We start from the raw sequence: 25606 nt of genomic DNA, 5'->3' as shown, positions 1-25606 counted from the left end.
CAGACACTCTCGACACGGTGCCCGAAACCGTCCCGGAACGCCATCTACCACGCCGAACTCATTCTGAAACGGTCAGTCAGTGATTTCGCGGAGTCGGCGTGGCCCCGCGGCCACCACAGTGCCGACGGGGCTCTGACCGCCCAGTACCTCCTGGTGTTCAGTGCCTTCGCCGGGTGAAAACGATGCCTGCAGTTGAAATCAGGACCATCGCCACCAGGACCACGACGAAGAACGACCTGTCCGCGGCCGGTGTCAGGGTCTCGCTTTCTTTGGTCATTACGTCGGTGAAGGTGCAGCTCACACCTGGCGGGAGCCATCCCCAGAAGTCCGTAACTCCTGCCGTTACCCGCTCCGCGCGGTCGGGCAGCAGATTGGCGAACCGCGCCGGGGTTCCGTAGTGATCCATGCACCAGCTGGGTTGGTGTTGGAGTCGCAACGACAGCAGATCCCAGAAATAGACCAGCACCAGCAGGACCACCGAGATAGCCAGCGATGCCTGACTCACCCGTAGTGCTCGCGCGCTCACCGCTGACGCGTCACAGCTGCGCCCTCGCGCGGCAACGACGGCAACCGGTACACCCGCGGGCCGATGTCGCCACGAGCAGCGTTCACGAGTACCGGCGCGATCCGCACTCGCCGTTCGAGTGAACGCTTCGGCCCGTACCGCTGCCGCCGCCAATGCCCACGCCGGATATGAGGCGCCACCTGCGCGCCGGTCCCCTGCGCAGCCCCGGACTCCGCACGCCCGGTTGCCTTCACGTTCAGGACCCGCACCGCGCCGTCCTTGCGTTCGGCTGACTCGCCGTCCGCAGACTCCCGAACTGTGACATGCCCGTCGGTTTCCTCCGCTGCACTGTGCCAATCGCCCCATGCCGCGACCGCCGCCAGGTTGATCACCTGATCGCGGAACGCGGTGCTGTCCAACGACGCGGGCAGGGTCCATCGCCCGAGCACGCCGCTGGACTTGGCGGGGATCGTTACGCACCAAGCGAACTCGTCGTCGAGCCGCCCTACGGCGTCGGCGAGCAGGACGAGGCCTTCGATCCTTGCCCCGCGCTGCTCGATCATGTCGCAGAGGTCGACCCGGTCGGCGGTGAATCCTCGTGTTCCGGCCAGCAACATCGATCCCAGGGACCTTGTCTGACCGCGGCCCAAGATGTCCGTGACGACGCGCGTCATCCACTCCCACGACTCGTCCACCTCAGGTGTCGACGGTGCGGCGGCGTCGAGTCGGAGCGGATCAGCGAATGCGAGGAACACCTGCGCATAAGGCAACCGGATGTCGGCGCGATCGTCGGCTGAGAGCGGCTCCGAATCTGCATAGTTCAGTGTGTGTCCGGGCGGGAGCCAGAAGGGGACGGCCGCTTGTGTGGCGACCGCGATCCTCGACGGCGCACACGACCCAGCGCCACCGGCGTAGCGGAGCGCACTCCCCCATGCTGCCGCGGTGTACCAGTGCTGCAGCGAGGCCGCGTCCGCGGGAATGGGATGACGAGGCATCGCAGCGATCGGGAGGCGAATCCGGGAATCGAGAGCCTGCTCGGTTCCCGCACCGTACGCACGCTGCCACGTCGTAAATATTTGACGGGGCGGCAACCCGGACAACGCATTGCGTGTCGCCGCACTCAGTGTCGCGTGCGCTTGCGTCGGGATGGAAGGCCCTTCCGGGAAGTCGGTGTGTTCCTCGCCCAGGACCAGTCCCAGGGCCTGCGCCGACCCAGCCGACTCAGGGCTGGGCTCGGCGATCCACGAGGCCGGATGCCAAGCACTGACCGCCGCTGGAGTGCGATCGAAGAGGGTACCGAGAGCGCGCTGCCGTGTGTCGTCGTCGACATCGGCGTCCGCGCGATGATCATCCGCAGGCAACCGTGAGACGAGTAGCTCCTTCCGCATCTGCTTCTGGGCCTCGGTGTAGTGCTTTTTCGGTTGAGCCGATCGTCGTCCGCCGCGAGCGCGCTGAATCGCCGTGGCTGCTTCCTGCGAGATTTGTCGCCGGTCTGCGACATCGAGCTGAAGAGTCACGCTGTCCTCGGCGCCGATCACCGCCATGAAGGCTTCCAAGCTCTCGGTCTTGCCGCCCCCCAGGGCGTCGGTGATGGGATCCAGCATCCTCCCCCAGCGATCGTGGACCCGCTGATGCAGCGCGCGATGGGACTTCACCCATAGGCCGAGCGCGGCGATCTCGTTGCCGAGTCGATCGACTTCCGCCTGGCACGCCCTGTCCCGGTCCACGCACGCAGCGTCCAACTCGCGTTTGAGTTCATCCGCCTCGGCGCGTGCCTTGAATGCCGCCTCGTGCAGGCGCTCTTCCTCGGCGAGTTCCGCCCGGACAGTCGCGAGCTTGTCCTGCGCTTCCCGCATGTCGCGGTTGTGCTTGGCCTGACGGTGCTTGCCGCGCGCCATCAGAACTCCCTACGGTTCGCCGGGTACATGGCAAACGGCTTCGGTACCGGGAACTCCGAGACGCCCTGCGCTTCGAGCGATTCGAGGGTTTGGGTCCGCATCACCGCTTCCTCCTCCAAGGACTGCTGCAGCGAGTTGAGCGTGTCCTTGCCGTAGGACGACATCCTCGCGATGACCCCGGTGCGGTCCAAGCGGTAGAGCGACCACCGAATGTGGTCGCAGCTCGCCCAGACTTCATCGATCGCGTCCGTCAGTTCACCCGCCCGTGAGCGCAAGTCCTCGACTTTCGGATTGACCACGGCGTCCCGGTCCCGGTGCGCTTGGCGGATGGCCACGCGGAGCGGTTCGGGGTTCGGGGTGGTGTTCTCGGTGTCCATCCGCTCCCGGCGCAGTCGCCGGATCTTGTCCTGGATGTCCGCGATCTGCTTGTGCATTTCGTCGAGAGTTGCTGGTGCGTCGGCCATCAGTTCGACCTCCGTCCGCCACGCAGTGACAGGTCGTCGCCAAACGTGATTGTGGAAGCGCCAAAGCGGTAGCGAATCATGTCGTGCACCATATCGACTCGCACCGACGCGAATGCCGCTGGCCACGTTGACCTGTCGAGTGCGTCCGGCACGGTACAACTAACCGATGAGACCTCTGGTCGTTCGACACCGCATTCTGATCGTCGTCGCTGTCGTGATCGTCGCGATAGGCGGACTGTGGTGGACGAAGACGATTGCCTTCACCCGCTCATCACCGGTCGCGTTCACGGCCGAAACCTTCGTCTACGTTCCGCGCGGCGATCCTTCTGACATCACTCCCACAGTGATCGCGGCCTTCCCGTTCTCGAACGACGAGATCGTGAGGCTTGTCGCCGAGCGGATCGTAAACACATACGGCGGCAACAGATCCGAATACGCGTCGAGTCTGACCATCAAGGACACAACGGCTGTCGCGGGGAAGGTGGTGTACGCCCGCGGCCGGACGCCACTCTCGACTCAACGGATCGCGAACTACGGCGCCGAGGCCCTCTGCGATTTAGTCAACGCAGCAGTCTTCGCGCACACCGGCCAGGCGCGTGTCGCGTTCATGGTGTTCACCGACTAACTTCTCTGTCCGCCCTTCACACCGTCACATCCATGTATTCCGAGGGGCAGGACGTTCCCCGCCGGGCCGACGCCGTAAGCGCTTCCCCGCCAAAAGTATTAGCCCTAAAGGACTACTCGGATTGACCGGACCGTACGGACTCTCACCCGCACACAGGCCACGCCTGTCAATGCGGCCCCATCACTGCACAGTCCCCGCTACCGCCCGCGGTCCCGGGGCGGTAGCGGAAGCTCGGCCCGAGAGCCCCGTGATGAATACTGGGACGCACGCGCGTCGCCGACGGCTGTAGGAACGAAGGAGCAGTCCGTGACACGCCCGCAACGCCTGATCGTCCTCGTAACAGTGTTCGTGCTCGCAGTATTCGGCGGGTTGTGGTGGACGAAGACGATCGCGTTCACCCGCACGGCTCTCGTCGAGTTCAGTGTTACACCGACGCAACCCGATGCCGGAACCACGAGTTACGTCTTCGTCGGGATCCAGACAACCCCCGAGGACCTCGCCAAGACCGCTGAACTCCTCGCACACACACGCGGCGGCGCGGCAGCAGACTACGAATCCGATCTGACCATTACTGGGGCCTCCGACATCGCCGGGATCGCGGTGACTGCTCGCGCACGAACACCCGGCGCTGCAACGGCACTCGCGAACGACGCCGCGCGTGCGCTCAGTTCGTATCTCAACGACATGCCCACAACGACCACCAACAAGATCACCTACCGGGTCAGCTCTTTGGCTCAATAGCGAGCCCACCACGCCACATCCTGCTCGATCGGCGGCGACAACGCGAACAACGTTCATGCGGCACTCCGCCGCGTACCCAAGGACCATCGCCCACGGCTCAGGGTTGTACCGGTTTCGGCCAGGCCGTCGCATCTTTGCCGGTCACCTTCGGGTGAGCGATGACGGCGGCAATGAACGCCGGAATCGACATGCCCAATCCGTGCGAAAGTGTCGCTGCCGTCGTTCTGCCTTCGAGCCAGATACTCGGATCATCTTCGAGGGAATAGTGAAATTCCGTATTGGACCGATTCAGCGGTTGGGCAACGACACCAGGTCCGGTCGTGCCATTCCACATCCACGCCACGCTGACGGTGCCTTCCGACGGTTCGAGGCCGGCGATGATCCTCGTCAGGGTCGATTTGCCGGAGCCGTTGTGACCGACGATCGCGACGAACTCACCGTGTTCGATGTGTAGGTCGACTCCGGTCAATGCAGCTGTGGCGCTTCCCGGGTACCGATAACCGACCGAGGCGAGGGTGACCGGCAACGGCCCGATCTCGTCGTCGTCGGTGCTCGAGACAAGAGCTTCGGGGGTGGGGATGGTGGAGAGACGGTCGAGGATGGCGGTGAGGATCAGCCAGGCGAACAGTGTTCCGGTGACGATCCCGAACGCGATGGAACCGCCGACCCACCACCACCAGTTGTCGAGCACCGCGGTGGAGCTGCTGCGGAGCACATCGGCGGCACCCTGCAAGGCCGACGTGCGCTCGAGCAACCTGGACACGCCCTCGAGGGTGTTGCGAAGGGTGTCGAGGAACAACGTTCGCAGCGGAACGAGGATCAGCAAGAGCAACACCGTCAGGGCTCCCAGTGCGGGCCCGACGACCATCGAGGTGACCAGCACACCGAACAGGCCTTGCTTCTTGCGCTTCGCTCGCCCGACCAGGCCGCCCAACAGCGCCGCGCTCGCCACGGTGAGTGCCGTCTGTGTACCGGCAGCGACGAATCCGACGAGGGTGCCTGCTACCGCAGCGGTCAGAAGCGCACGGGTCCGATACCGAAGTGCGACCACCGACATCGGAACGGCCGCGACGACTTGAAGAATCGCTGCCATCGGCACGAGCACACCGATCACCGTCAATGCGACTGTGAAGCTGCTCATGACCGCGGCGGTCGCCAATTCCTGAGGACCGAGGGGCCCTGACTTCGGAGTGCGAGAAGAACTGACGGTCACCGCTCCAGTGTGCCAGCTCGACCGAGACACACTGTTCGACGTGACTTCCGTGGTTCGGGCCGGCCGGTCTTTGCGCAGTTGCTGCGGTGGTGAGCGTGAGAACAGAAAAGCGCGGAAAGCCCTCGTAAAAAGGGCTTTCCGCGCTCAGGCCGAGATCAGCGGCTGCGCTGGCTCGTAGCCGGTCCTGCTGCACGACGGCTGTGGCCGCCGCCACCGCTACGCGGCTGTCCACCGGAACGGGGCTGTCCGCCACCGCTGCGCGGCTGACCACCACTGCGCGGCTGACCACCCGAACGGGCCGGGCCGCCGCGGCGAGCGTTGCTGTTGCGCGGGGCTCCGGTGCGGGCGGGTGCCTGCTCGACTCGCGGTGCAGGCTCGACGTAGCGGGCCTGCTCGCCGACGAGGTTCGCCACTGCGGGCGAATCGGCGGTGACGCGGATCGGGGTGACCTTGATATCGGCCTTGCGCAGCAGCACTGCGGTGTCCTTGCGCTGCTCGGGCAGGACGACGGTCACGACGTCGCCAGCGCTGCCGGCGCGCGCCGTGCGGCCGGAGCGGTGCAAGTACGCCTTGTGCTCGGCCGGGGGATCGACGTGGACGACGAGCTGAACGTCGTCGACGTGGACGCCGCGGGCCGCGACGTCGGTGGCGACGAGAACGCGAGCCTGGCCGGAGGAGAAGGCTGCGAGGTTGCGGTCACGTGCGGCCTGCGAGAGGTTGCCGTGCAGGTCGACGGACGGGATTCCGGCGTCGGTGAGCTGCTTGGCCAGCTTGCGGGCCTGGTGCTTGGTGCGCATGAACAGGATGCGTCGTCCGGTGCCCGAGGCGAGCTGATGGACTAGCTTCTTCTTGGCTTCGACGCCGTCGACCTCGAAGACGCTGTGCGTCATGGCCTCGACGTGGGAGGTGGCCTCGTCGACGGAGTGCGTGATCTGGTTGTGTAGGAAGCGCTTGACCAGCTTGTCGACGCCGTTGTCCAGTGTCGCCGAGAACAGCATGCGCTGACCCTTGTCCGGGGTGGCGGCGAGGATGCGGGTGACGACAGGCAGGAAGCCCAGATCGGCCATGTGATCGGCCTCGTCGAGGACGGTGATCTGAACGCCGTCGAGCGTGAGGTGGCGCTGCTTCATCAGGTCTTCGAGGCGACCGGGGCAGGCGACGACGATGTCGACTCCACCCTTGAGCGCGGAGACCTGGCGAACCTGCGACACACCACCGAAGATCGTGGTGACCTTCAGCGAGTACGCGGCGGCGAGGGGCTCGATTGCGACGGCGATCTGGGTGGCGAGCTCACGCGTCGGAGCGAGAATCAGGCCACGCGGGCGGCCGGGCTTGCGATTGCCGGGAAGCTGGCCTGCGAGCCGAGCGACCATCGGGATCGCGAAGGCGAGTGTCTTTCCGCTGCCGGTCTTTCCGCGTCCGAGCACGTCGCGTCCCTGCAGTGTGTCGGGGAGCGTATCGGCCTGGATGGGGAAGGCTTCGGTCTTGCCCTGGCTCGCGAGTACATCCGCGATGGCCTGGGGTACACCGAGTGCAGCAAATGTTTGTGGGGTCGTCATAGTGATGAAAAGTGCCTTTCGGGCAGGGTGTTGCACCTGCGGGCCTTGGGCCGAGATGCAAGGTGGCGAGACTGCCGGTGGGCAGTTTCGATCGCCGTAAGAGAAGCCTGTGCGGGGTGCACATGGTGATTCGGGAGCATTCCACGACGTCTGACGTGCAGCTACGCGCGTCGTCACCGAGTGTAACCGAGTTGTGGCTCGGTCTCTTCCCGTGCATGTTCGTCACGCGGCGCCGTCGTCGAAGAGACCCGTGATCATCACGTTCTCGATTCGCGAGTTGTAGAGCTCGACCACCGGCATGGGCGGGGCACTCGAGTCATAGGTGTGGCCGGTGGGTGAGATGAGCCTGTACCGATGTCGCGCGTTGCGTTTGTCTCGCCGCGCTTCGGCCGTCCAGCCTTCCCCTTCTTTCGCGTAATTGCATGCGGCACAAAGGCCTGCGCCGTTTTCGGCGCTGGTTTTACCACCCGCGGAGTGTGGCCGGATGTGATCGTGGTGTCGGATCGGCGCGTCGCACCACGGGGTGCGGCAGGTGCGATCTCGGAGGTCGATGAGGCGTCCCAACGCGGTGGGAAAACCTCGCGACGTGGACTCCACTGCCGTCAGCGCTCCGGATTTCGGATGGGCATAGAGGCGACGTAATGCGACGTGCGTCTCATTGCCTTGTGCGTCGTCGAGCGCGTCTCGAATCAGTTGCCGTGCGACATCGGACGGGATTTCGCCGTAGCCGTGCAGATATGCGGACGTGTCACCGCCGGCGAGCAGCGTCGAATCGGAGATGACGATGTCGACGGTCACTGGCGGGCCTTGGGCTGCTGACGCGCCGGTGACCCGCTCGAACACGAGGTCGGCCATGATCTGGTCGCGCGTGCGTGTGTCGCCGCCCGAGTTGATGATGGTGTCGGCATCTCGTCGCAGCGTGGCCCACATGCAGACGGACTTCTCCATCGATGTGAGGACGGTGAAGAAACCCATGGATTCGGGTGCGGGGCGGGTGCTGGTGCGCCGAGCTGCGTATGCCTTCGCACGCCGCTTCACCTGGGAGGCGGCGTCGAGTTCGTTGGCAAGTGCGCGAGCGCGACCCTCGATGGTGCGGTCGCCGGCACCGGCCAATGTCGCGGGGTCTGCGCACAATCGTTCGTCGATGGTGCGGCGATCGTCGACGGTGAGGCACGCCGTCTCGCGAGCAAGAATCATGACCCGCCACTCGTTGAGTTCGCCGGCTTTCAGGCGCGCGAGAGTGTGCGGCATTTCGTGCACCAGCGCGCGTGCGAGTCCGAGGTGAGTGCCGCCACGGTTCGGCGATTCGCGTCGGGCCAAGCCGATCTGTGACGCAATCCCGCTGCGCCACTGAGCTTTCGGTTTGCCGAGCTCTTTGCGTTCGTTGCTGATGGCTGTTGCGACGGCATCGGTCACCACGGCTTGCGTTGCCACGCTGACGCACTTGACCGTCTCGAGAGCGGAGATCAAATCGATGCCTGCTGCTGCGTCGACAACGACATCGGACGCCTGAAGACGTGCGACGAAACGCAACACCTCATCAGGTGTCAGCGGCAAATTTTTCAAAGCTGTGACCACGAGTTCCTCCCCAGTACTCGAATGCATGTTCGATAGTACGGGTGAATTCGATGGTACGCAAGACCTGCTTCGGACGTCAGGTGAGCACTACTGCGATGGCGATGGAGCTGACAACGGCGTTGTTGAATGCGTGCAAAATCAGCGGAGCCCAGAGCGATCGATACCAGAGACGGAGTGCAACAAGGCCGGTGCCCAGGAAGAGGATGTACAGCATCGCCGGCGGTGCAATGTGGCACAGTGCGAAGACGATGGTGACAAGCGCAGCACTGACCGCTGTCGGCATCTTGGACCTGAGCCAATCGAGCAGGATCCTGCGAAACACTATTTCCTCTATCAAGGGAACAACGCCCGCGATCAGCACGAGTATCGCGGCGATCGAGGCCGGTCCGATTTCTACGGCGTCCTTCACTATCGCGTTCTGATTGCCGTCCGGTGCGACGTCGAGGAGTGCGCCAATTCCGGCCGTGGCCAGCACGGCGAGGAGCATCAGGAGCGGAACCTGCCACAGGAGATGGAGGAGGCTGTGCGCGGGGGATCGAAAACCCAAGTCCGACAGCGACCATCGACGTCGACGGATCAACGCGAAATAGAGGCCGGCGCATCCGATGATGCCGGCCAGAACCATGGCGAGCAAAGCTGCCTCGGCGACCCCGCCGATCATGAACCCCGCCACGGCCCCGATCAGTCCGCCGATCGTCGTTCCCCCGAACCCGCTGACGAAGGCCAACGCGACGTCGCCCACGGTGGGTGTAGGCAGTGGCGAGCCGGTGAATTGCGGGAAACTCTTGTGGTTCAGGTGGACGAGTGGCGCATGCTCGTCAGGGGAGTGGTCCACACCTGCACTATTTCGCCATACGCTCGCCTCCGCAAGTGCCGCACCCGGGCATCATGGCAGTCTTGCAGCGCTCTGTGGTGCCCTCGGCAGGATTCGAACCTGCGACCTACCCTTTAGGAGAGGGTTGCTCTATCCCCTGAGCTACGAAGGCTGGTAACTGTCCGTTGATCGTAAACTGCTGCAGCGCAACATTTTTCGATTTTCGGAACAATCGGTTGCGGATAGGTTTGCTGCCAGAGTGCACAGCCGACCCACATCGCGCTCGCTAGTCTAGCGGCCCACCCCGCGGATCGGGAAGCAGGTTCTGGATCGACGCCACTCGACCGGTCAGTGACGCAATCAGCTTCAATGCGGTGCGGTGCTGGTGAGCGGTGTAATCGGCAATCGCTTCGACGCCGACGAAGCACTCAATATCGCGGGCGGAAGCGTCGAACGTCGTCGCCAAAATTCCCGCCGACGCGAACACGCCCACGATGATGAGCTGGTCACGGCCGCGTCGGCGCAATTCGACCTCCAGATCGGTGGCGTAGAAGGCGCTGTAACTTCGCTTTGCGATCGGAGCGAAGTCCGGCTCGGTGATCGCTACCTCCTCGGCGTTTGGGCCCAACCCCCACATCGGTCCCAGCAGTCCCCGCTGGGCGACGTCACTCGCCGCTCGTGGAGCACTGGCCAGAATGGGTACCCCACTCGACCGCGCCCACGCGACCACCTCCGATGCCGCCGCAAACACTTTCGAGCGGACAGAGTCGTCGAGCACGTTGAGGTAGTACGGCTGCATGTCGTGGACCAGGAGGGCGGCTCGCTGAGGAACCAACTCCCACTCCGGGCCGCCCGAGCAGTCGAGCAGAGCGTCGGCGTCGTAGTCCTCTGCTGCGACGCTGAATGTGGCCATCCGACAACCCTTCCCTCCCGCAAACGCGCGCGCATTCGCTAGGCGCGCGCAGTCCTGCTATACGTCCGCTGACCATTCCGCTCGCACCTGGCAAACGCGCGCGCGTTTGCGAAATCCAGAGGCCCCGCGAATCCTGCCGACCCGCCGAATCCAGAGGCCCCGCCCACAACCTAGTCCGCCGCAATGGCCTCCACGATGTTCAGTCGCGAGGCGTGCACGGCGGGTGGAGCCGAGCCCAGCAGCGACAGGCCCAGGGCGACGAGGCCGTACAGCAGCACCGACCAACCGGCGGTGTAGGCAACCGGGATTCCGATGCTGGCGCCGAGGATCAAGGTGCTCAGATACTGCAGACCCGCGCCGATGATCAGGCCGAGCACGCCGCCCACGATGCCGACCGACAGTGCCTCCGCCAACACCATTCGTGCCAGGGTTCCCCGTCCACCGCCCATGGCTCGCAGTACGCCGAGTTCGCGTCGACGCTCCAGGACCGACAGCGTCAACGTGTTGAGCAACGCGACCGCGGCGACGAGCGCGACGATCCACTGCAACGCGATGGCCAGTGCGCCGGACTGTCTGATGGCAGCGCTGGTGCCCTCGAGTGCGGCAGCGCCGGTGTACACGAAGACCTCGGGCGGCAGTGTCGAACGCAACGAATCCTCAACGGCCGCAACGTCTCCGTCGACGCCGATCTCCAGGTAGGTCGCGCCGGGTCGGTCGTACCAACGCTGCATCGAGTCCAGCGAGATTGCCATCGTGCCGCCCGCGGCATTGATGTACTGGACCAGATCCAGCACTCGCACGTTCTTCACGCCCGTCGGCGTCGGCAGATCGATGTAGTCGCCCACCGATACACCCAACGTCCTGCCGAACCCCTGGGACAGCACCACACCGTCACCTGCGAGCACCTGGGACCGCACGGTGTCGGTGAGCGATGCGAGCGTCACCGCATTGCTGCCGTCGGCGACGCCCTGGATGGATACCGTCTCGCCGTCGATCGTTGCGTATGCCCACTGCCCCTCGACGACGCGAGCGACACCGGGCGTCGAACGGACGGCGTCTGCCACCTCCGTAGGAACGATGGGGCCCGACGGTATGGCGTCGGGCGAGGACATCGACACGTACAGGTCGGTGTTCGCCAACGACGACAGCGATTCGGCCGCCGAGTCGGTCATGTTGGCCAACGAACCCGACACTCCGACACTGACTCCCACCGCAATCACGATCGTCATGACCGTTGCCCAGATCCGTCGCGGGGCACGTTCGATGGTGGCGGTGGCCAGCCGGCCGGCACCACCCCAGCGGCGAGGGACGGCCGCCGTGGCCGACACGATCGGTCCCGTCCCCCCGACGCACAGCGCAACGACGCCGAACATGAACAGCGCTCCGGCACCGAGGGTCAGTTGGCCGTCGACGTTGACGGCGAACACGAACGATCCGGCAATGGCGACGAGGCCGAACGCGGTGGCTGCAGCGACGAATCGACGACGTGGTCCACCTGCCGTTTCTCCGCCGCCGACGGCGAGTGCCTCGATCGGCGAGATGCGATACACCTGTACCGCAGCGACGGCCGAGGCTCCGACGCAGGCCAGTACACACGCTGCGATCGCCACGGGAATGGCAAAACCTGGCAACACGTACTCGATTCGAGCGTCGAATGCCTGCGACAGGAACGGCGGAAGGCTCTCGATGGCGATGCGGCCCATCGCGATTCCGAGTGGAACACCGACGGCACCGCCGACCAGTCCGACCAGGACGGACTCGAACAGCAGGTCGCGGACGATATCCGCGCGGCGTCCACCGACGGCGCGAAGGAGAGAAATGGTGGGTCGACGCTTCGCGATGGCCATGTTCATGACGTTGAAGACGAGGAAGGCCGCGACGACGAATGCGATGAGCGAGACCATCAGCGTGGCATTGCGCGTCAGACTCATCGCCTGGTTCGCGCGGTCGGCCCGGTAGTCGGGGCTCATCACCGACACTCGGCCGGCGAGTGCGGCGTCGAGGTCGGACCGCAGTGTGTCGCCGTTGCCCAGGACGAAGATCGAATCGAGCTGATCGGGGCGATCGGTGAGTGCCTGCGCAGCGGGAAGGAGCGCAACCGCGAACATGCCCCCACCGATGCGTTGCGTGCCGGGGCCGTCGATCACGCCGACCACCGCCGTCGGAACGTCGTCGATCGTGACGGTGTCTCCCTGATTCAGACCCGTTGCGGCTCCGACCAATACACCGGAAGGATCGGACAACAGTCCCGCCGCGTTGCCGACCGCGCCCTGCAGATCCGACTGCAGTGCCGTGATGGACGAGTCGACACCGAGGACCGTCAGATCTCCGACGTCGGATCGAACGGTGCTGCGCAGCAGGGGAACCGCCGTGTCGACACCGGGAACGGAGCGCACCACGTCGAGTTCGCTCTGGTCGAAGCCGGAGTCGGTGACACCGACGACTTCGTAACTCGCGTTTCCTGCGATCGTCACCGCGAGACGTTCGACGGATCCGGTCAACGACCCGTAGGTGCCGAGGACGGCGATGAGCAGCCCGGCGGCGACGGCCACGACACCCGCGGACACGAGCGAACGCACCCAGTGCATGCGGAGGTCGCGAAGGCTGATGACTCGAAATCTGCTGAGAGCGGTACCGATCACCGATCGAGACCGGCCGTCGGTGTGTCGGTCTCGACGCGACCGTCGATCATGCTGACGATGCGGTCGGTGGAGCGCGCCGCCTCGAGGTCATGGGTCGCCATCACCACTGCTCGACGCCCCTCGCTGGCGTGTGCCACGTCCGCCAGTATTTCGAGGATGTTGTGGGAGGTCTTCGAGTCGAGATTGCCGGTGGGTTCGTCGGCGATCAACAGTGCCGGATTCATCATCAGTGCTCGGGCGATCGCAATGCGTTGGATCTGACCACCGGACAGCTGCGCCGGCCGGTGCTCGGAGCGTTGCGAGAGCCCGACCATCTCGAGCAGTCGCATCGCGTCGGCCTTGGCCTTCTTGATGGGAGTGCCGTCCAACAACTTGGGGACGGCGACGTTCTCCCACGCCGACATCGTCGGCAACAGATTGAAGAACTGGAAGACGAAGCCCACCTGGTGGCGTCGGAAATCGGATTGGGCGTTGTCGTCGAGGGTGGTGACTTCGACATCGTTGAACCTGATGGAACCCGACGTCGGTGTGTCGAGTGCGCCCAGCATGTGCAGCAGCGTCGACTTGCCGGCACCGGACGGTGCGACGAGGGAGACGAACTGGCCGCCCTCGATCGTGAGATCGATGCCGTCCAACGCCCGCACCGGTTGCTCTCCGGTGGGGTACTCCTTGACCACCCCGGACAACTCCAGCATCAACTTCGCCACGGACGAATCCCCTTGCTTCTCGAATGTATCTTCGACGCTACCTGCCGTCGGATCGAGAAACCGTTCGGAACTCTCAGATCAAGCTGCGCCGCGCGAGGATTCGAGTCGGCGGGCCACCAGCGCGGCCTGCAGGTGTCGGATTCCGGACGGACGTGTGGGGTCGAAGCCCGTGAGCTGTGCGATCCGCTTGAGGCGGTAGTCGACGGTGTTGGTGTGCAGATGGAGCTGACGAGCAGACCGCTGACGGTTCAGATCGTGCGAGATATGGATCTCCAGGGTTTCGAGCAGCTCGGGTGACGAATCGAGCGGCTCGAGTATCTGAGTCAGGTGGCGTCGGCCGGGGCCCGGACGCGTCAGCTGGTACTCCAGCACGAGATCGTCCATGCGGTACAGGCCGGACGGGCGGTGCAGTTGATGGGCCAGAGACAGCAGTTCGTGGACCTGATCGGCTGCGGTGGGGATGTCCGCAGTGGCGGCCTGCTCGGCCGTGACGGTGACGGGCACCTCGGCGGCGGTACCGATGCGATGCACCAGAGCCTCGACCCACTCGTCGTCGTGGACACCGGGAATCAGGACGGTGCCACCCTCGGTGCTCAGCAAGGACAGGGGAGTGCGGCCGCAGATCGTGGCCAGCTCGGCCTGGACACGACGCAGCTTTCTGCGAGCGGCGACCGTCTTCTGGATGTTGGGGTCGTTCTCGTCCGGGTGCGGCGGCACCGAGATGGCGAGCACGAGGTAGCTGTCGGCGAGTTCGATGCCGGACTGACGTGCCATCGACACCGCGTTGTGGCCGCTGAGAAGTGAGGTGACCAGAGTGTGCGCTGCAGTGTGGTGTTCGCTGGCCACGGCCTGCAGTTCTTCCACATAGCTCTTGCTGGCGGCGATGGATACCTTCTCCGACAGCAGCACGAACATGCGCGCGGCCTCGATCAGCTGCGCTGCATCGCCCTCACCCGCTCGCTTCGACACGAGATTCCAGCCGATCTGGATGCCCTCGTGGTAGACGCTGAGCACCGATTCGAGCGGAACTCCTTCGCGAGCCCACTGGCTGGCCTTGGCGCGAAGCTCGGCCAGGTCGGATTCCGCCGGGGCGCGGCGCTCGTCGAGCATCTGGACCGCGATGCTGATGCATTTGACGGTGAATTCGGTGACGTCGCCGTGGAGCTGTTCGCCTGGCAACGACCCGCAGGGAGTGTTGGCTGCGAAGTGTCCTACCAGGAGCCGCGCCACCGCGCGGAAATCGCGAAGAGGAGCCGACGCAGGCTGACCCGCGACCATGATTCCGAGGCTAGTCGAGTTGTGAACGGTCACAGATCAACCCTTCGTGTTGGTTCTTCAGGTCATACGGACTGCAAACTTACTGGCGCGTATCAACGCGCTTCGATGGCTCAATGTAAACAATCGAACCTGAAACCGCGTCGTTTTCGTACTTCAAGTTTGTTTCCTGGCCTCTAACAGGATCGATCATAGGTTGTTATCTACGTGTGATCCATGGTTTCGGCAAAACTCGTTGTGATCTATCTCGAGCGACCGACGTGGCCGGCTGCGACTTGCCCTAAACAATCGGGAAGCTGTTCACGGCGCACGCGGCGCACATCTACCTTGATCCCGTCGGGAGTGGGCAACGAAGGGACGAGCATGCACAGTGATATCGGTCAGTTCACTGTCCTCCGGGAGTTGCGCCCGACGATCGAGGAAAATCTCGCCCGTCACCGTGTCGAGTCGGTTCAGTGGGTACCGGCCGATTTCGTGCGTGCCGAGATGTACTGGGGATCGCGTCCCTCGCCGCTGACCGAAACTGCCAAAGCCGCGTTGGTGACCAATCTTCTGGTCGAGCAGAACATTCCGCTCTACCGCCGAGATGCAGGGGCAACCGAGATCGGTGCCTGGCCGTCCTGGCTCACCGACTGGAGCAGCGAACGACGTCGGCACTCGGTGGCCCTCACCGATTACCTGGTCGCCACCCGCAGCGTCGATCCGGTCGCCCTCGGACGAGCTCGAGCGCAATGTATGACGGTGGGGTTCGACGCCCCCATGAACGGTGCACACCTGCTTCGGTCACTGGTTCAGGTGGTCCTCGACGAGTCGGTCTCGACTATCAGTCATCGCAACACCGCGGACCAGTGCCATGATCCGGTGGCGGATCGTCTCCTCGGACGCATCGTCGCCGATCAGGAACTGCACGTCCGATTCTTCGCGAACTTGGTCTCGGCAGCGCTCACCGTGGCACCCGGCCTGACGGTCACCGCCATCACCGAGGTCGTCATGAATTTCCAGCTACCGGGTACCAACCTCCCCGGTTTCGCGCGCAGTGCGATGCTCATCGCGCGCGACGGCATCTACGACCTTGCGCGCCATCTCGACGAGGTACTGCGGCCCATGTTGGCCCAGTGGCGCATCTTCGAGCGGACAGATCTCGGTGCCGGGGCGCGTAGTCGCGATCAATTGGCGGACTACTTGGACCATCTCGATGCCCAGGCCGCCACCATCGAACGCAGCTCTGTGCGAACGCGGGAGTACGCAAACGCATTGCGCGCCAGCTGACACCACTTACCTCGACGGGGTGGATCGACTAACCTGAACTCCTACTCTTCTTCACGCTCCACACCTTGTGTTCGGGGCAACGACCGGAGGCCCCCATCGTGACAGGCTCTCGACCGATCATCGTCGGTATAGACGGATCCGCCGCGGCGGACAAGGCAGTGATCTGGGCGGCCTTGTGCGCGCATCGACGCGATCGGCGGTTGCACATCGTCACTGCCGTCGACATGCCGGGAGTTGTCGATCTGAGCGAATTCGCCGGAGAAGCAACGGAATTCGTTGCGACGGCCAAGTCCAGGTTGGTGGCGGCAGAGACCCTGGCCGCGCTGGTCGTCGACGATCCCGCGTTCGAGGTGACGTCGAGCGCCATCGAGGGCGGCGTCATGGACGTTCTCATCGGCGTCTCGGCGCAGGCCGAGATTCTGGTGATCGGCGCCAGTGAAACCGGCGCTGTCACATTGTCTTTGGCGGCCCACAGCGTCTCGCCGGTGGCAGTGGTGCGGGGCCGTGACATCGACGGTCGTCGGGTCGCCGAGGGCCCGGTCGTTGTCGGCATCGATGGATCGGACGTCAATCAGACTGCCGTCGAGTCGGCGTTCGTCGAAGCGTCGGCGCGCGATGCCGTATTGATCGCGGTACACGTGTGGTCCGATGTGGATCTGACGCAATCGTTCGGCCGCGCGCCCAAGGATTGGCACGCCATTGCCGACGGCGAAGAGGCACTGCTGGCAGAGAGCCTCGCCGGCTGGCAGGAGCGGTTCCCCGAGGTCGAGGTGCAGCGCATCGTGGCGCAGGACCGACCGGTACGGGTACTCAGTGGCCTGTCCGAAACCGCAGCACTGATAGTGGTGGGCAACCGGGGACGCGGCGGATTCGGTGGAATGCTGCTGGGGTCCACGAGTTTCGCTCTCGTCAACACCGCGGACTGCCCGGTGTTGGTAGTGCGAAAAGCACTCACATAGCGACGGTCAGCAAAAAGCTCACGTCTTCGAGGGCCTCGACGCTGTGGCGGGCGTCGGGGATGACGAGCAGATCGCCGGTCGAGCCCTTCCAGGATCGCTCGCCGCTGATCAGCTCGAGCTTTCCGCTCAGCACCAGCACCGTCGACTCGCCGGACAGGTCGTGTTCGGCCAACTTGTTACCGGCGGCCAACGCCACGACAGTCTGCCTCAGGTGGCGTCGGTGACCGCCGTACACCGTCTGCGAACTGCGGCCACTCGACGCACCGACGGCGAGCTTGAGTTGTTGGCGGGCAAGTGCGGTGAGTGACTTCTTGTCCATGATCGTCAGTATGACGCACGGTCTGCGGTCGCGACGGGGGAATCCTGAACGCGCTCAGGAAGGTTGGGTAGCCTGTCCGTACTCGACGTAGCGAAATCTAGTGTCGTTCACTCGGCTGTTCTGCCACTCGCCGGCCTTCGCGGTCCAGCCGTCCGGAATCTCGGGGGCGACGGTATCGCCGGAGATGTCGAGATCGACCTCGGTGACTTCGAGGTGCGTCGCGATACTCACTGCACTGCGATAGATTTCGCCGCCACCGATGATCCAAACCGGGCTTCCGCTCGCCAGGGCCACAGCGTCGGCGACACTCGGTGCGCTTTCGGCACCGTCGGCGGTCCACGACGCGTTACGGGTGACCACGATGTTGCGACGGCCCGGCAGCGGGCGGAACTTCGCCGGCAACGAATCCCAGGTCCTGCGCCCCATGATCACCGGGTGCTCGGCCGTCGTGGCTTTGAAGTGCGCCATGTCCTCGGGAATGCGCCAGGGGATGCCACCCCCGTCGCCGATGACCCCGGCCCGGCTCTGAGCCCAGATCAGACCGACGAATTGCGGGGCAGTCACACTGCGACCGGAGCCTTGATGGCCGGATGGTGCTGATAGTCCACCATCTCGATGTCCTCGAAGGTGTAGTCGAAGATCGAATCTCGTTGTGCCAGTTTCAGAGTGGGGTACGGATACGCCTCGCGGGAGAGCTGCTCGGTAACCTGTTCGCGGTGGTTGTCGTAGATGTGGCAGTCGCCGCCGGTCCACACGAATTCGCCCACTTCCAGACCCGTCTGGGCCGCCACCATGTGCGTGAGCAGCGCGTAGCTGGCGATGTTGAACGGCACACCGAGGAACATGTCTGCGCTGCGTTGGTACAGCTGGCAGGACAGTTTGCCGTCGGCCACGTAGAACTGGAAGAACGCGTGGCAGGGCGGAAGCGCCATCCGCGGGATCTCGCCGACGTTCCAGGCCGAGACGATCATGCGCCGCGAATCCGGATCGGTCTTCAAGGTCTCGATGACCTGGCTGATCTGGTCGATGTGCTCGCCGGACGGGGTGGGCCACGACCGCCACTGCACTCCGTAGACGGGGCCGAGCTCGCCGTCCGGAGCTGCCCACTCGTCCCAGATGCTCACGCCGTGCTCCTGCAGCCAGGTGGCGTTGGAGTCGCCGCGCAGGAACCACAGCAATTCGTACACGATCGACTTCAGATGGACCTTCTTGGTGGTGATCAACGGGAAGCCCGCTGCCAGATCGAAGCGCATCTGATGCCCGAACACGCTGGTGGTGCCGGTCCCGGTGCGGTCGGACTTCGCCGTCCCGGTATCGATGATGCGGCGCAGCAGATCTTCGTACGGAGTCGGAACCATCACGACGGTCATCGTAGCTGCATACTGGTTTCATGCCGGAATTGCCCGAGGTCGAAGCCCTTGCCGGCTTCCTGCGCGAACATGCCGTCGGTGCCGTCATCGGCCGCATCGACATCGCCGCGCTGAGTGTTCTCAAGACGTTCGATCCGCCGATCACCGAACTGCAGGGCCAGGACGTCACCGATGCCGCGCGGTTCGGTAAACACCTGGCACTGCGGGCCGGCGACCTGTGGTTGATCACGCATCTCTCGCGCGGCGGTTGGCTGCGGTGGGTGGACAATCCCAGCGCCGCGCCGCCCAAGCCCGGCAAAGGTCCGTTGGCACTGCGGATCCACTTCTTCACTCCCGAAGGCGCGACGCCCGCCATCGACCTCACCGAAGCCGGTACCAAGAAGCGATTGGCGGTCTGGGTGGTCCGTGACCCTGCGCAGGTGGCGAGCGTCGCTCGCCTCGGACCCGATGCGCTGACGGTCACCGAGCTCGAGTTCGCCGAAATACTCGCCGGCACCACCGCGCGACTGAAGACCTCGTTGGTGGACCAATCTCTGTTGGCCGGTATCGGCAACGCGTACTCGGACGAGATATTGCACGTCGCGAAGCTCTCGCCGTTCGCGTCGTCGAGCAAGCTCGATCCCGAATCCGTCGCGACGCTCTACGCGTCGATGCGCTCGGTGCTGTCCGACGCGGTGGCCCGCTCGGCCGGGCAGGACGCGGCGCGGCTGAAGGGGGAGAAGCGATCTGGTATGCGGGTGCACGCCAGAACTGGGCTGCCGTGCCCGGTGTGCGGAGATCCGGTACGCGAAGTCGCGTACGTCGATCGATCGTTTCAGTACTGCGCCACGTGCCAGACGGCCGGCAAAATTCTTGCCGACCGTCGAATGTCACGTCTGCTCAAGTGAAGGGTTCGAGTTTCTGGCTGGCGTAGCCGCGGTAGCCTTCCCACGCCTTGCGGCGGTCGCTCCGCGGATCCTTCTGCACCCGAGTGCGGGTGTCGAAGATCAGTGTCTTTCGGTCGCCTTCGTCGTACGCCGGCCACGACTCCAACGGCTTTCCGTTGGTGGCGAACGCAATCCAGTGCGATTGCACCTGCTCGGTGACCTCGGAGAACGCCTTGCGTCCGCCGGCCAGGGTGAGCGCCTTACCGAACAAGGTCTCACTGATCCCGAACACGGCGAACAATTCGAAGCCGTGGGTGGCGTCCAATCCGAGCAGCTTCATCGATCGCGGCGCGAAGTCGAATCGGTAGAAGTACGTCGGTGCGTGACGCGAATGTCCCTCGGCCACTTCCAGTGACGGCTTCCAGAAGGTGAAGTCGCCGCCGAAGTCGATGGCGGCACGCTCGTTCGGGTAGCCCCGGTAGCCCGAAGTGACCACCGCTTCGGCGTCGGGATCGGTGAGTGAGAACAGCTTGGTGATGCGCTCTGGATTGGTGGGCACCGTGTGGAGAAACTTCGAAAACAGCGTTCCCTCACGGGCATTGGTACCGATGATCAGCGGCACGCGGTGCGCGGTTCCGTTCGCATACGCCTCGACCGGGCTGATCGGTAGGAAGTCGCCGTCGATCACCGGGCCGAACGGGAACAGGCCCGGAGTGCGGTGCCACGTGGTGAGATCCAGCTTGGTCCCCGCGCGTCCGAGCCGTAGTACCTCGGCGTTCTCGAGGGTCTCGGCAGCGTTCTCGACGGTGCCGCCGAGGTAGCCGACGTATTCCCGCGCCCATTGATCGGCGCGCTCCTTGGTGGCGGTCATGCCGGGAGCGGAACTCTCGGAAATGGCCTGAGCGAAAAGGCCTTTGGCCGAGGGAACCGTCATCAGGGTGGTGACGGCGTTGCCGCCGGCAGACTCACCGAAAACGGTGACGTTGCTCGGATCGCCGCCGAACTCGGCGATGTTGCGTTGCACCCATTCCAGAGCGGCTACCTGATCTCGCAAGCCGAGGTTGGAGTCGAACGGCCGCTCGGGAGTGGAGAACTGGGACATGTCGAGGTAGCCGAGAGCGCCGAGTCGGTAGTTGACCGAGACGTAGATGATGCCGTCGCCGTCCTTCAGCGAGCGGCGCACCAGGGAGCCGCCGCCGTACAGGGGAGTAGCGGACGTGCCGAAGGTGTACGCGCCGCCATGGATGAACACCATGACCGGACGCGGGTTCGCGCTCGGTGCGCTGGGGGCGAGCACATTGAGCGTCAGGCAGTCCTCGCTGGACGGCTGGTACTTGCCGATCGCGAGCATCGTGCCTCGCTTGTGCTGAACGGAGGCATTGCCCCACTCGGTGGCGTCGCGCACGCCGTCCCACGGTTCGGTGGGTTGCGGCGCCCGGAAACGCAGTGGGCCGACGGGTGGGGCGGCGTAGGGAATGCCTCGCCAGGTGGTGAGGTCACCGACGGGCTTTCCCTCGATGATGCCGTCGGAGGTGGTCACGCGTGTCGTCACAACCATGTCGCGAGTGTACAAGCACGCCGGTGAAGCCGTCAAGCAGTTGGGCCGCTATATGTGACCGGGCGGGCCCTGACCCGATCTGCAGCGCCGTCGAGAACGCCACCGAGCGGGTCGACGGCGCTGCCGTTTCGAATGAGGTCTTCGGACGGCCGGTAGATCTGCCGAATGATCAACGCGCACAACCCGATCACCGCGATATCGCGCACCACGACGGCTGCGGTGAACCATTGCTCGGGCACGCCCTTGTTCTCCACGCCCAAGTAGTAGTACATCCGCGGGAACCAGACGAACGCGTCGATCGTCATCCACGCCAACAGTATTCGGCGATGCGGTAACGCAAGCACGGCCAGTGGAACCAGCCACAGCGAATACTGCGGGCTCCATACCTTGTTGGTGAGCAGGAAGCCGGCGACCACCAGGAATATCAACTGCGCGAGCCGCGGCCGCACGGGGGCCGTCGTGCCGATGTAGGCGATCACCGCACACACGATGGCGAACAACACCAGCGTCACGGCATTGAGGATCAGGGGCTTGGCGCCTGCATAGAGCGGACCGTCGAAACCGGGCCAGCCGGTGAACGAGGTGACCACGTTGTACAGGGAATCGGGGTCGGCTCCGCGCTCGGAGTTGAGCCGGAAGAACTCGTACCACCCCGACGGATACAGCAGCGCCAGAGGAAGATTCACGGCCAGCCAGGCTCCGATGGCAGCGCTCGCGGTGAGGCCCCACTCCCGCATCCGGCCGGTCCGCCAGCACAACACCAGAAGCGGACCGAGGAACAGCAGGGGATAGAGCTTAGTGGCACCGCCGAGTCCGATCAGCACACCGGCGAGAACCGGCCTCTTCTTGGCCCATGCCAACAGACCGGTGAGCGCGAAAGCCGCGGCCAGAGCGTCGAAATTGGTGAAGCCGTGGACGATCACCAGCGGCGACGCGGCGACCAGGGCCGCGTCCCAGATCCGCCGTCCCGCAGCTATTGCCGTGGCCCACACGGTGACGAGCCAGGCGACGGCGAGACCCAGGGCAACCACGTTGAAATACACGACGACGGGCAGGGCCTGGGGAAGGAAACTCAGCGAGTTCCACATCTTCCCGACGACCATCGAGCCGTACTGGTACAGCCCCGCGAGCACCGGGTACTCCATGTATCGAACCTGGGTCGAGCCGTCGGCCTTGGTTTCTTCCCAGGACTTCTTGTACGGGAACGCGCCTTGGTCGAGTCGCTCGGCACCGTACAGCGGCACGGTGTCCGAATAGCACATGGCCACGTACTGCCGGCTGCCACTCCAATCCAGTCCCAGTTCACCGTTGGGACCGACCGGAGCCTGCTGAATGCACGCCGCCTTCGCGAACCAACCGAAGCACAGGAAGATCACCGCCAACAGCAGGATCACCCGCAGTGCGGTGAACCACCGTTGCCGTCCGATCACCGCGTGACGTCCGACCGGACCGCCGATGACCGAGGACAATTCCCCGGCCATCGGATCGGTCCGACTGGGTAGATCTCGGTCATTCTCGCTCGCCGCGTCGAGGCGACCGGGGCTCGCCAATGCTCGACCCTTGCGGTCGGGTTCGGTCGTCACCGGTGGAGTCGCTACTGCCCGGGAGTAGCCGGTTCGGGCGCGGCCGGTGCCGGCTGAGCCGGTGCCAACCCGGGAAGCGGAATCGTCACTCCGGGCAGAATTTCAACCTGCCGTGGCGTGATGACGACGGGCGGGGAGATCTCCGTCGGAATCGGCAGGGTCACCTGCGGCGGAGCAGTCGTCGGTGCGACCGTGGCCGTCGGTGCGGGCGCGGAGTACTGCGGCACTCCGGCCTGACCGGCAATGGCTTCGGGCGTCGGGAAGGTCTCGTTCGAGGTGCCCTCCAACGTGCCGTCCATCGTGTCTTTCCAGATGTCCGACGGTATGCCCGATCCGTAGATCGGTCCGCCGTAGCTGTTCTCGAGCGGCAGACCCTGCTCGGTGCCGACCCACACGGCCGTCGACAACGATGGCGTGTAGCCGACCATCCAGGCATCCTTGTTCTGCCCGGTGTCGCCCAGCTGAGCGGTACCGGTCTTCGCTGCCGACTGACGACCACCGGCGAGGTTGTGACCGTTCGAGTACCCGGCGATCGGTCGCATCGCCGAGGTCACGTTGTCCGCGACCGCGGCCGAGACGACCTGCTGGCCGGCTTCGGGAGCGCGGTCGAGAAGCACGGTGCCGTCGGCGGTGACGACCTTCTGCACGAAGTGCGGGGTGTGATATACGCCGGACGCAGCCAATGTCGCGTAGGCGGAGGCCATGTCGAGGACGCGAGACTGGTACTGGCCGAGCACAACTCCGTAGTTGGGACCCGCGTTGTCGGGCTCGGTCAGGGTGGGGCCGACGCCGTCGATCTCCTGCGGGATGCCGAGCTTGTGCGCCATGTCTGCGATGGCCTGCGGGCCGTTGTCCATCCCGAGCATCATGCGATAGAAGCTGGTGTTCAGTGAACGTTTCAGCGCCTCGGCGATGGTGCACGTTCCGCAGGAGGCACCCTCGACGTTGCTGATCTCGATGCCGTTGACGTCCAGCGGAGAGCTGTCGTACATCTTCGAGAGCGGGATGCCCTGATCCAACGCGGCGGCCAGACCGAACACCTTGAACGACGATCCCGTCTGCAGGCCCGACTGCGCGAAGTCGAATCCGCGCCCGTCCGCGCCGCCGTAGTACGACCGGACCGCACCACTGCGCGGATCGACCGATACCGATGCCGTTCGCAGTTCCGACGGCTCGCCTTCGAGGTTGCTGTTCACGGCCTCGATCGCAGCAGCCTGCGCCTTCGGATCGATTGTCGTCGTGATCTGCAGACCTTCGGTGTTGAGGTCCTGCTCGCTGACTCCGGCAGCAGACAACTCGCGCAGTACCTGGGCCTTGATCAGGCCGTTGGGACCAGCGTCGTCCGCGTCACCGGTGTCCACCTGGGAGGTCGGAACCACCGCGGGGAACATCATCGCGGCTCGCTGGGTGGAGTCGAGCTGGCCCTGCGAGACCATGCCGTCGAGGACGTAATCCCACCGAGCTTGCGCTCCCGTCGGGTTGACCTCGGGATCGAGGTTGGAGGGCTGCTGGATGACTGCCGCCAGCACAGCACCTTCCTCGACCGACAGTTGATCGACGGACTTACCGAAATACGCCGTGGACGCGGCTGCGATGCCGTACGCGCCACGACCGAAGTAGATGGTGTTCAGATAGGCCGCGAGAATGTCGTCCTTGGACCACTGCCGCGCCATCTTGGAGGAGATGACCAGCTCACGCATCTTGCGAGTCAGCGTCCGGTCGTTACCGACCAGCGCGTTCTTCACGTACTGCTGGGTGATCGTGGAGCCGCCACCTGCGCTGTCGCGTCCGAGCACGTTGTCGCGCAGAGCCCGGCCGAATCCGGTGACCGAGAATCCGGGGTTGGAGTAGAAGTCGCGGTCCTCGGCCGAAAGGACGGCATTGCGTACGTGCTCCGGGATCTGGTCGATCGTCACGTCGGTCCGGTTGCCCTCGGGGGGCACCACCTTGCCGAGCACGCTCGCACCGTCGGACGCAAAAATCGTCGCGACCTGGTTGGTTCTGAGGTCACCGGGTCGAGGAACGTCCACCAGCGTGTACGCCACCATGAACGCCAGAATCGGCACGATCAGGCCCAAGGCGATCAACGCGTACATCGTGCGCCGAACAACCCGCCACTTGGACTTCTTCTTCGTTTTCGCGGCGGAACCTCTTTCGGGCGGCTCGGGCGGCTCGTTGCCCGAGGAGCTAGCTGATGGATCGTTCGGTTCGTACGGGGGTGGGACGGATCCCGATCGGGTGATCCCGGCCGCAGCGGCTCCCGGCCCTACCGCGGAGCGCGCAGCGGGCGTGACCGGCGGCTCCCCATAGCGGCGTTCACCGGGGGGCCGACCCTGCGGCGGCATCGGACGCTGACCGGGCGCAGACCCTGGGCGCTGCCCGGGAGGCGGCATGGGTGGCCTGCCCTGGGGTGGCATCGGACGCTGCCCCGGAGGAGGTCCGGGTCGCTGCCCGGGTGGCGGCATCGGAGGCCGACCTTGCGGTGGCATCGGACGCTGCCCCGGAGGAGGTCCGGGTCGCTGACCGGGTGGCGGCATCGGAGGCCGACCCTGCGGCGGCATCGGACGCTGACCGGGCGCAGACATCGGACGCTGCCCGGGCGGAGGCACGGGACGACGTCCGGGCGGATCGGAATGCCTGCTGCCGCGCGGCGGCCCTGGCACGTCGGGACGGGTCAAGCCCCTGGTAGTGGTGTAACTCGTTTTTGATCCTTCGTTGGTGGTCAGGCGGGTAGTTGCATCAGTTCAT

At 64.9% G+C, this 25606-nt stretch carries 22 protein-coding genes and 1 tRNA gene; 5 read left to right on the top strand and 18 right to left on the bottom strand.

Going from position 1 to position 25606, the window contains the following annotated elements; genetic code table 11:
- Positions 1 to 157: 157 nt before the first annotated feature.
- From NVV99_RS24625 to NVV99_RS24615, 3 genes are read right to left on the bottom strand one after another with little or no spacing between them, the layout of a single operon-like run.
- Positions 158 to 505, bottom strand: a complete 348-nt coding sequence (locus NVV99_RS24625; protein ID WP_156665547.1) for a hypothetical protein — start codon at positions 503 to 505, stop codon at positions 158 to 160.
- A 17-nt stretch (positions 506 to 522) separates the two neighbouring features.
- A complete protein-coding gene (locus tag NVV99_RS24620; RefSeq protein WP_064257164.1) occupies positions 523 to 2403 on the bottom strand; it encodes a hypothetical protein in 1881 nt (626 codons plus the stop codon).
- On the bottom strand, positions 2403 to 2867 hold the full coding sequence (locus NVV99_RS24615; protein WP_064257163.1) for a hypothetical protein: 465 nt from the start codon (positions 2865 to 2867) through the stop codon (positions 2403 to 2405). Before NVV99_RS24615 ends, NVV99_RS24620 begins: the two co-directional genes overlap by 1 nt.
- Before the next feature lie 166 nt (positions 2868 to 3033).
- Here NVV99_RS24615 and NVV99_RS24610 point away from each other — a divergent pair, with 166 nt between their 5' ends.
- Positions 3034 to 3492, top strand: a complete 459-nt coding sequence (locus NVV99_RS24610) for a hypothetical protein (RefSeq protein ID WP_064257162.1) — start codon at positions 3034 to 3036, stop codon at positions 3490 to 3492.
- Between the two features lie 306 nt (positions 3493 to 3798).
- The gene (locus NVV99_RS24605; protein WP_197481895.1) at positions 3799 to 4233 is read left to right on the top strand and encodes a hypothetical protein; all 435 of its coding nucleotides are present in this window, start codon (positions 3799 to 3801) and stop codon (positions 4231 to 4233) included.
- Between the two features lie 97 nt (positions 4234 to 4330).
- On the opposite strand, the gene NVV99_RS27175 is transcribed toward NVV99_RS24605, so the two are convergent.
- The 9 genes from NVV99_RS27175 to NVV99_RS24555 all read right to left on the bottom strand — a co-directional run bounded on the left by NVV99_RS27175 (position 4331) and on the right by NVV99_RS24555 (position 14937).
- Entirely contained in the window at positions 4331 to 5374 is a 1044-nt protein-coding gene (locus NVV99_RS27175; RefSeq protein ID WP_269454825.1) for a DUF2232 domain-containing protein, read from the bottom strand.
- A gap of 227 nt (positions 5375 to 5601) precedes the next feature.
- A complete protein-coding gene (locus NVV99_RS24590; protein WP_057479224.1) occupies positions 5602 to 7005 on the bottom strand; it encodes a DEAD/DEAH box helicase in 1404 nt (467 codons plus the stop codon).
- Positions 7006 to 7227: 222 nt separating this feature from the next.
- On the bottom strand, positions 7228 to 8583 hold the full coding sequence (locus NVV99_RS24585) for an HNH endonuclease signature motif containing protein (protein ID WP_082900148.1): 1356 nt from the start codon (positions 8581 to 8583) through the stop codon (positions 7228 to 7230).
- A gap of 76 nt (positions 8584 to 8659) precedes the next feature.
- Positions 8660 to 9418, bottom strand: a complete 759-nt coding sequence (locus NVV99_RS24580) for a CPBP family intramembrane glutamic endopeptidase (protein ID WP_156665549.1) — start codon at positions 9416 to 9418, stop codon at positions 8660 to 8662.
- A 75-nt stretch (positions 9419 to 9493) separates the two neighbouring features.
- Positions 9494 to 9569: transfer RNA gene (locus NVV99_RS24575), tRNA-Arg, on the bottom strand.
- A gap of 114 nt (positions 9570 to 9683) precedes the next feature.
- Positions 9684 to 10310: an isochorismatase family protein gene (locus NVV99_RS24570; protein ID WP_064257161.1), complete on the bottom strand. Its 627-nt coding sequence runs from the start codon at positions 10308 to 10310 to the stop codon at positions 9684 to 9686.
- Between the two features lie 170 nt (positions 10311 to 10480).
- A complete protein-coding gene (locus NVV99_RS24565; RefSeq protein ID WP_156665550.1) occupies positions 10481 to 12898 on the bottom strand; it encodes an FtsX-like permease family protein in 2418 nt (805 codons plus the stop codon).
- 50 nt (positions 12899 to 12948) lie between these two features.
- Positions 12949 to 13650, bottom strand: coding sequence for an ABC transporter ATP-binding protein (locus tag NVV99_RS24560; RefSeq protein ID WP_057479335.1), 702 nt, complete (start codon positions 13648 to 13650; stop codon positions 12949 to 12951).
- An 87-nt stretch (positions 13651 to 13737) separates the two neighbouring features.
- Positions 13738 to 14937, bottom strand: a complete 1200-nt coding sequence (locus NVV99_RS24555) for a CdaR family transcriptional regulator (protein ID WP_230592574.1) — start codon at positions 14935 to 14937, stop codon at positions 13738 to 13740.
- Positions 14938 to 15297: 360 nt separating this feature from the next.
- Between NVV99_RS24555 and NVV99_RS24550 the strand changes: the two genes are divergently transcribed.
- Together NVV99_RS24550 and NVV99_RS24545 are read left to right on the top strand one after the other, a co-directional pair.
- The gene (locus NVV99_RS24550; protein ID WP_064257159.1) at positions 15298 to 16203 is read left to right on the top strand and encodes an acyl-ACP desaturase; all 906 of its coding nucleotides are present in this window, start codon (positions 15298 to 15300) and stop codon (positions 16201 to 16203) included.
- A 98-nt stretch (positions 16204 to 16301) separates the two neighbouring features.
- On the top strand, positions 16302 to 17162 hold the full coding sequence (locus NVV99_RS24545; protein WP_064257158.1) for a universal stress protein: 861 nt from the start codon (positions 16302 to 16304) through the stop codon (positions 17160 to 17162).
- Here NVV99_RS24545 and NVV99_RS24540 read toward each other — a convergent pair.
- Genes NVV99_RS24540 through NVV99_RS24530 form a run of 3 tightly spaced genes read right to left on the bottom strand, consistent with a single transcriptional unit; the run spans position 17155 to position 18842 of the window.
- On the bottom strand, positions 17155 to 17481 hold the full coding sequence (locus NVV99_RS24540) for a cupin domain-containing protein (RefSeq protein ID WP_032395790.1): 327 nt from the start codon (positions 17479 to 17481) through the stop codon (positions 17155 to 17157). The genes NVV99_RS24545 and NVV99_RS24540 overlap by 8 nt on opposite strands.
- A 54-nt stretch (positions 17482 to 17535) precedes the next feature.
- Positions 17536 to 18045: a dihydrofolate reductase gene (locus NVV99_RS24535; RefSeq protein WP_064257157.1), complete on the bottom strand. Its 510-nt coding sequence runs from the start codon at positions 18043 to 18045 to the stop codon at positions 17536 to 17538.
- Positions 18042 to 18842 carry a thymidylate synthase gene (locus NVV99_RS24530; protein WP_064257181.1) on the bottom strand — a complete coding sequence of 267 codons (801 nt, stop codon included), beginning with the start codon at positions 18840 to 18842 and terminating at the stop codon, positions 18042 to 18044. Before NVV99_RS24530 ends, NVV99_RS24535 begins: the two co-directional genes overlap by 4 nt.
- Positions 18843 to 18871: 29 nt before the next feature.
- Between NVV99_RS24530 and NVV99_RS24525 the strand changes: the two genes are divergently transcribed.
- The gene (locus tag NVV99_RS24525) at positions 18872 to 19738 is read left to right on the top strand and encodes an Fpg/Nei family DNA glycosylase (RefSeq protein WP_057479216.1); all 867 of its coding nucleotides are present in this window, start codon (positions 18872 to 18874) and stop codon (positions 19736 to 19738) included.
- On the opposite strand, the gene NVV99_RS24520 is transcribed toward NVV99_RS24525, so the two are convergent.
- The 3 genes from NVV99_RS24520 to NVV99_RS24510 all read right to left on the bottom strand — a co-directional run bounded on the left by NVV99_RS24520 (position 19731) and on the right by NVV99_RS24510 (position 24954).
- The gene (locus NVV99_RS24520) at positions 19731 to 21275 is read right to left on the bottom strand and encodes a carboxylesterase/lipase family protein (RefSeq protein ID WP_064257156.1); all 1545 of its coding nucleotides are present in this window, start codon (positions 21273 to 21275) and stop codon (positions 19731 to 19733) included. The two genes, NVV99_RS24525 and NVV99_RS24520, sit on opposite strands and share 8 nt — an antisense overlap.
- 32 nt (positions 21276 to 21307) lie before the next feature.
- The gene (locus NVV99_RS24515) at positions 21308 to 22756 is read right to left on the bottom strand and encodes a glycosyltransferase family 87 protein (RefSeq protein ID WP_064257180.1); all 1449 of its coding nucleotides are present in this window, start codon (positions 22754 to 22756) and stop codon (positions 21308 to 21310) included.
- Positions 22757 to 22869: 113 nt separating this feature from the next.
- Positions 22870 to 24954, bottom strand: a complete 2085-nt coding sequence (locus NVV99_RS24510; RefSeq protein WP_057478324.1) for a transglycosylase domain-containing protein — start codon at positions 24952 to 24954, stop codon at positions 22870 to 22872.
- Between the last annotated feature and the right edge of the window lie 652 nt (positions 24955 to 25606).

The sequence above is a fragment of the Rhodococcus sp. PAE-6 genome (assembly GCF_025290685.1).
Classification (GTDB): Bacteria; Actinomycetota; Actinomycetes; order Mycobacteriales; family Mycobacteriaceae; genus Rhodococcus; species Rhodococcus pyridinivorans.
Note: the sequence above shows the minus strand (reverse complement) of the source record. Positions and strands in the feature narration are given on the sequence as shown.

Excerpts from the sequence above, each read along its gene's own strand:
- NVV99_RS24565 (WP_156665550.1), bottom strand. The coding sequence starts at position 12,898 with ATGCACTGGGTGCGTTCGCTCGTGTCCGCGGGTGTCGTGGCCGTCGCC.
- NVV99_RS24610 (WP_064257162.1), top strand. The coding sequence starts at position 3,034 with ATGAGACCTCTGGTCGTTCGACACCGCATTCTGATCGTCGTCGCTGTC.
- NVV99_RS24615 (WP_064257163.1), bottom strand. The coding sequence starts at position 2,867 with ATGGCCGACGCACCAGCAACTCTCGACGAAATGCACAAGCAGATCGCG.
- NVV99_RS24510 (WP_057478324.1), bottom strand. The coding sequence starts at position 24,954 with ATGTACGCGTTGATCGCCTTGGGCCTGATCGTGCCGATTCTGGCGTTC.
- NVV99_RS24570 (WP_064257161.1), bottom strand. The coding sequence starts at position 10,310 with ATGGCCACATTCAGCGTCGCAGCAGAGGACTACGACGCCGACGCTCTG.
- NVV99_RS24550 (WP_064257159.1), top strand. The coding sequence starts at position 15,298 with ATGCACAGTGATATCGGTCAGTTCACTGTCCTCCGGGAGTTGCGCCCG.
- NVV99_RS27175 (WP_269454825.1), bottom strand. The coding sequence starts at position 5,374 with ATGAGCAGCTTCACAGTCGCATTGACGGTGATCGGTGTGCTCGTGCCG.
- NVV99_RS24590 (WP_057479224.1), bottom strand. The coding sequence starts at position 7,005 with ATGACGACCCCACAAACATTTGCTGCACTCGGTGTACCCCAGGCCATC.
- NVV99_RS24520 (WP_064257156.1), bottom strand. The coding sequence starts at position 21,275 with ATGGTTGTGACGACACGCGTGACCACCTCCGACGGCATCATCGAGGGA.
- NVV99_RS24620 (WP_064257164.1), bottom strand. The coding sequence starts at position 2,403 with ATGGCGCGCGGCAAGCACCGTCAGGCCAAGCACAACCGCGACATGCGG.
- NVV99_RS24525 (WP_057479216.1), top strand. The coding sequence starts at position 18,872 with ATGCCGGAATTGCCCGAGGTCGAAGCCCTTGCCGGCTTCCTGCGCGAA.
- NVV99_RS24555 (WP_230592574.1), bottom strand. The coding sequence starts at position 14,937 with ATGGTCGCGGGTCAGCCTGCGTCGGCTCCTCTTCGCGATTTCCGCGCG.
- NVV99_RS24540 (WP_032395790.1), bottom strand. The coding sequence starts at position 17,481 with ATGGACAAGAAGTCACTCACCGCACTTGCCCGCCAACAACTCAAGCTC.
- NVV99_RS24515 (WP_064257180.1), bottom strand. The coding sequence starts at position 22,756 with ATGGCCGGGGAATTGTCCTCGGTCATCGGCGGTCCGGTCGGACGTCAC.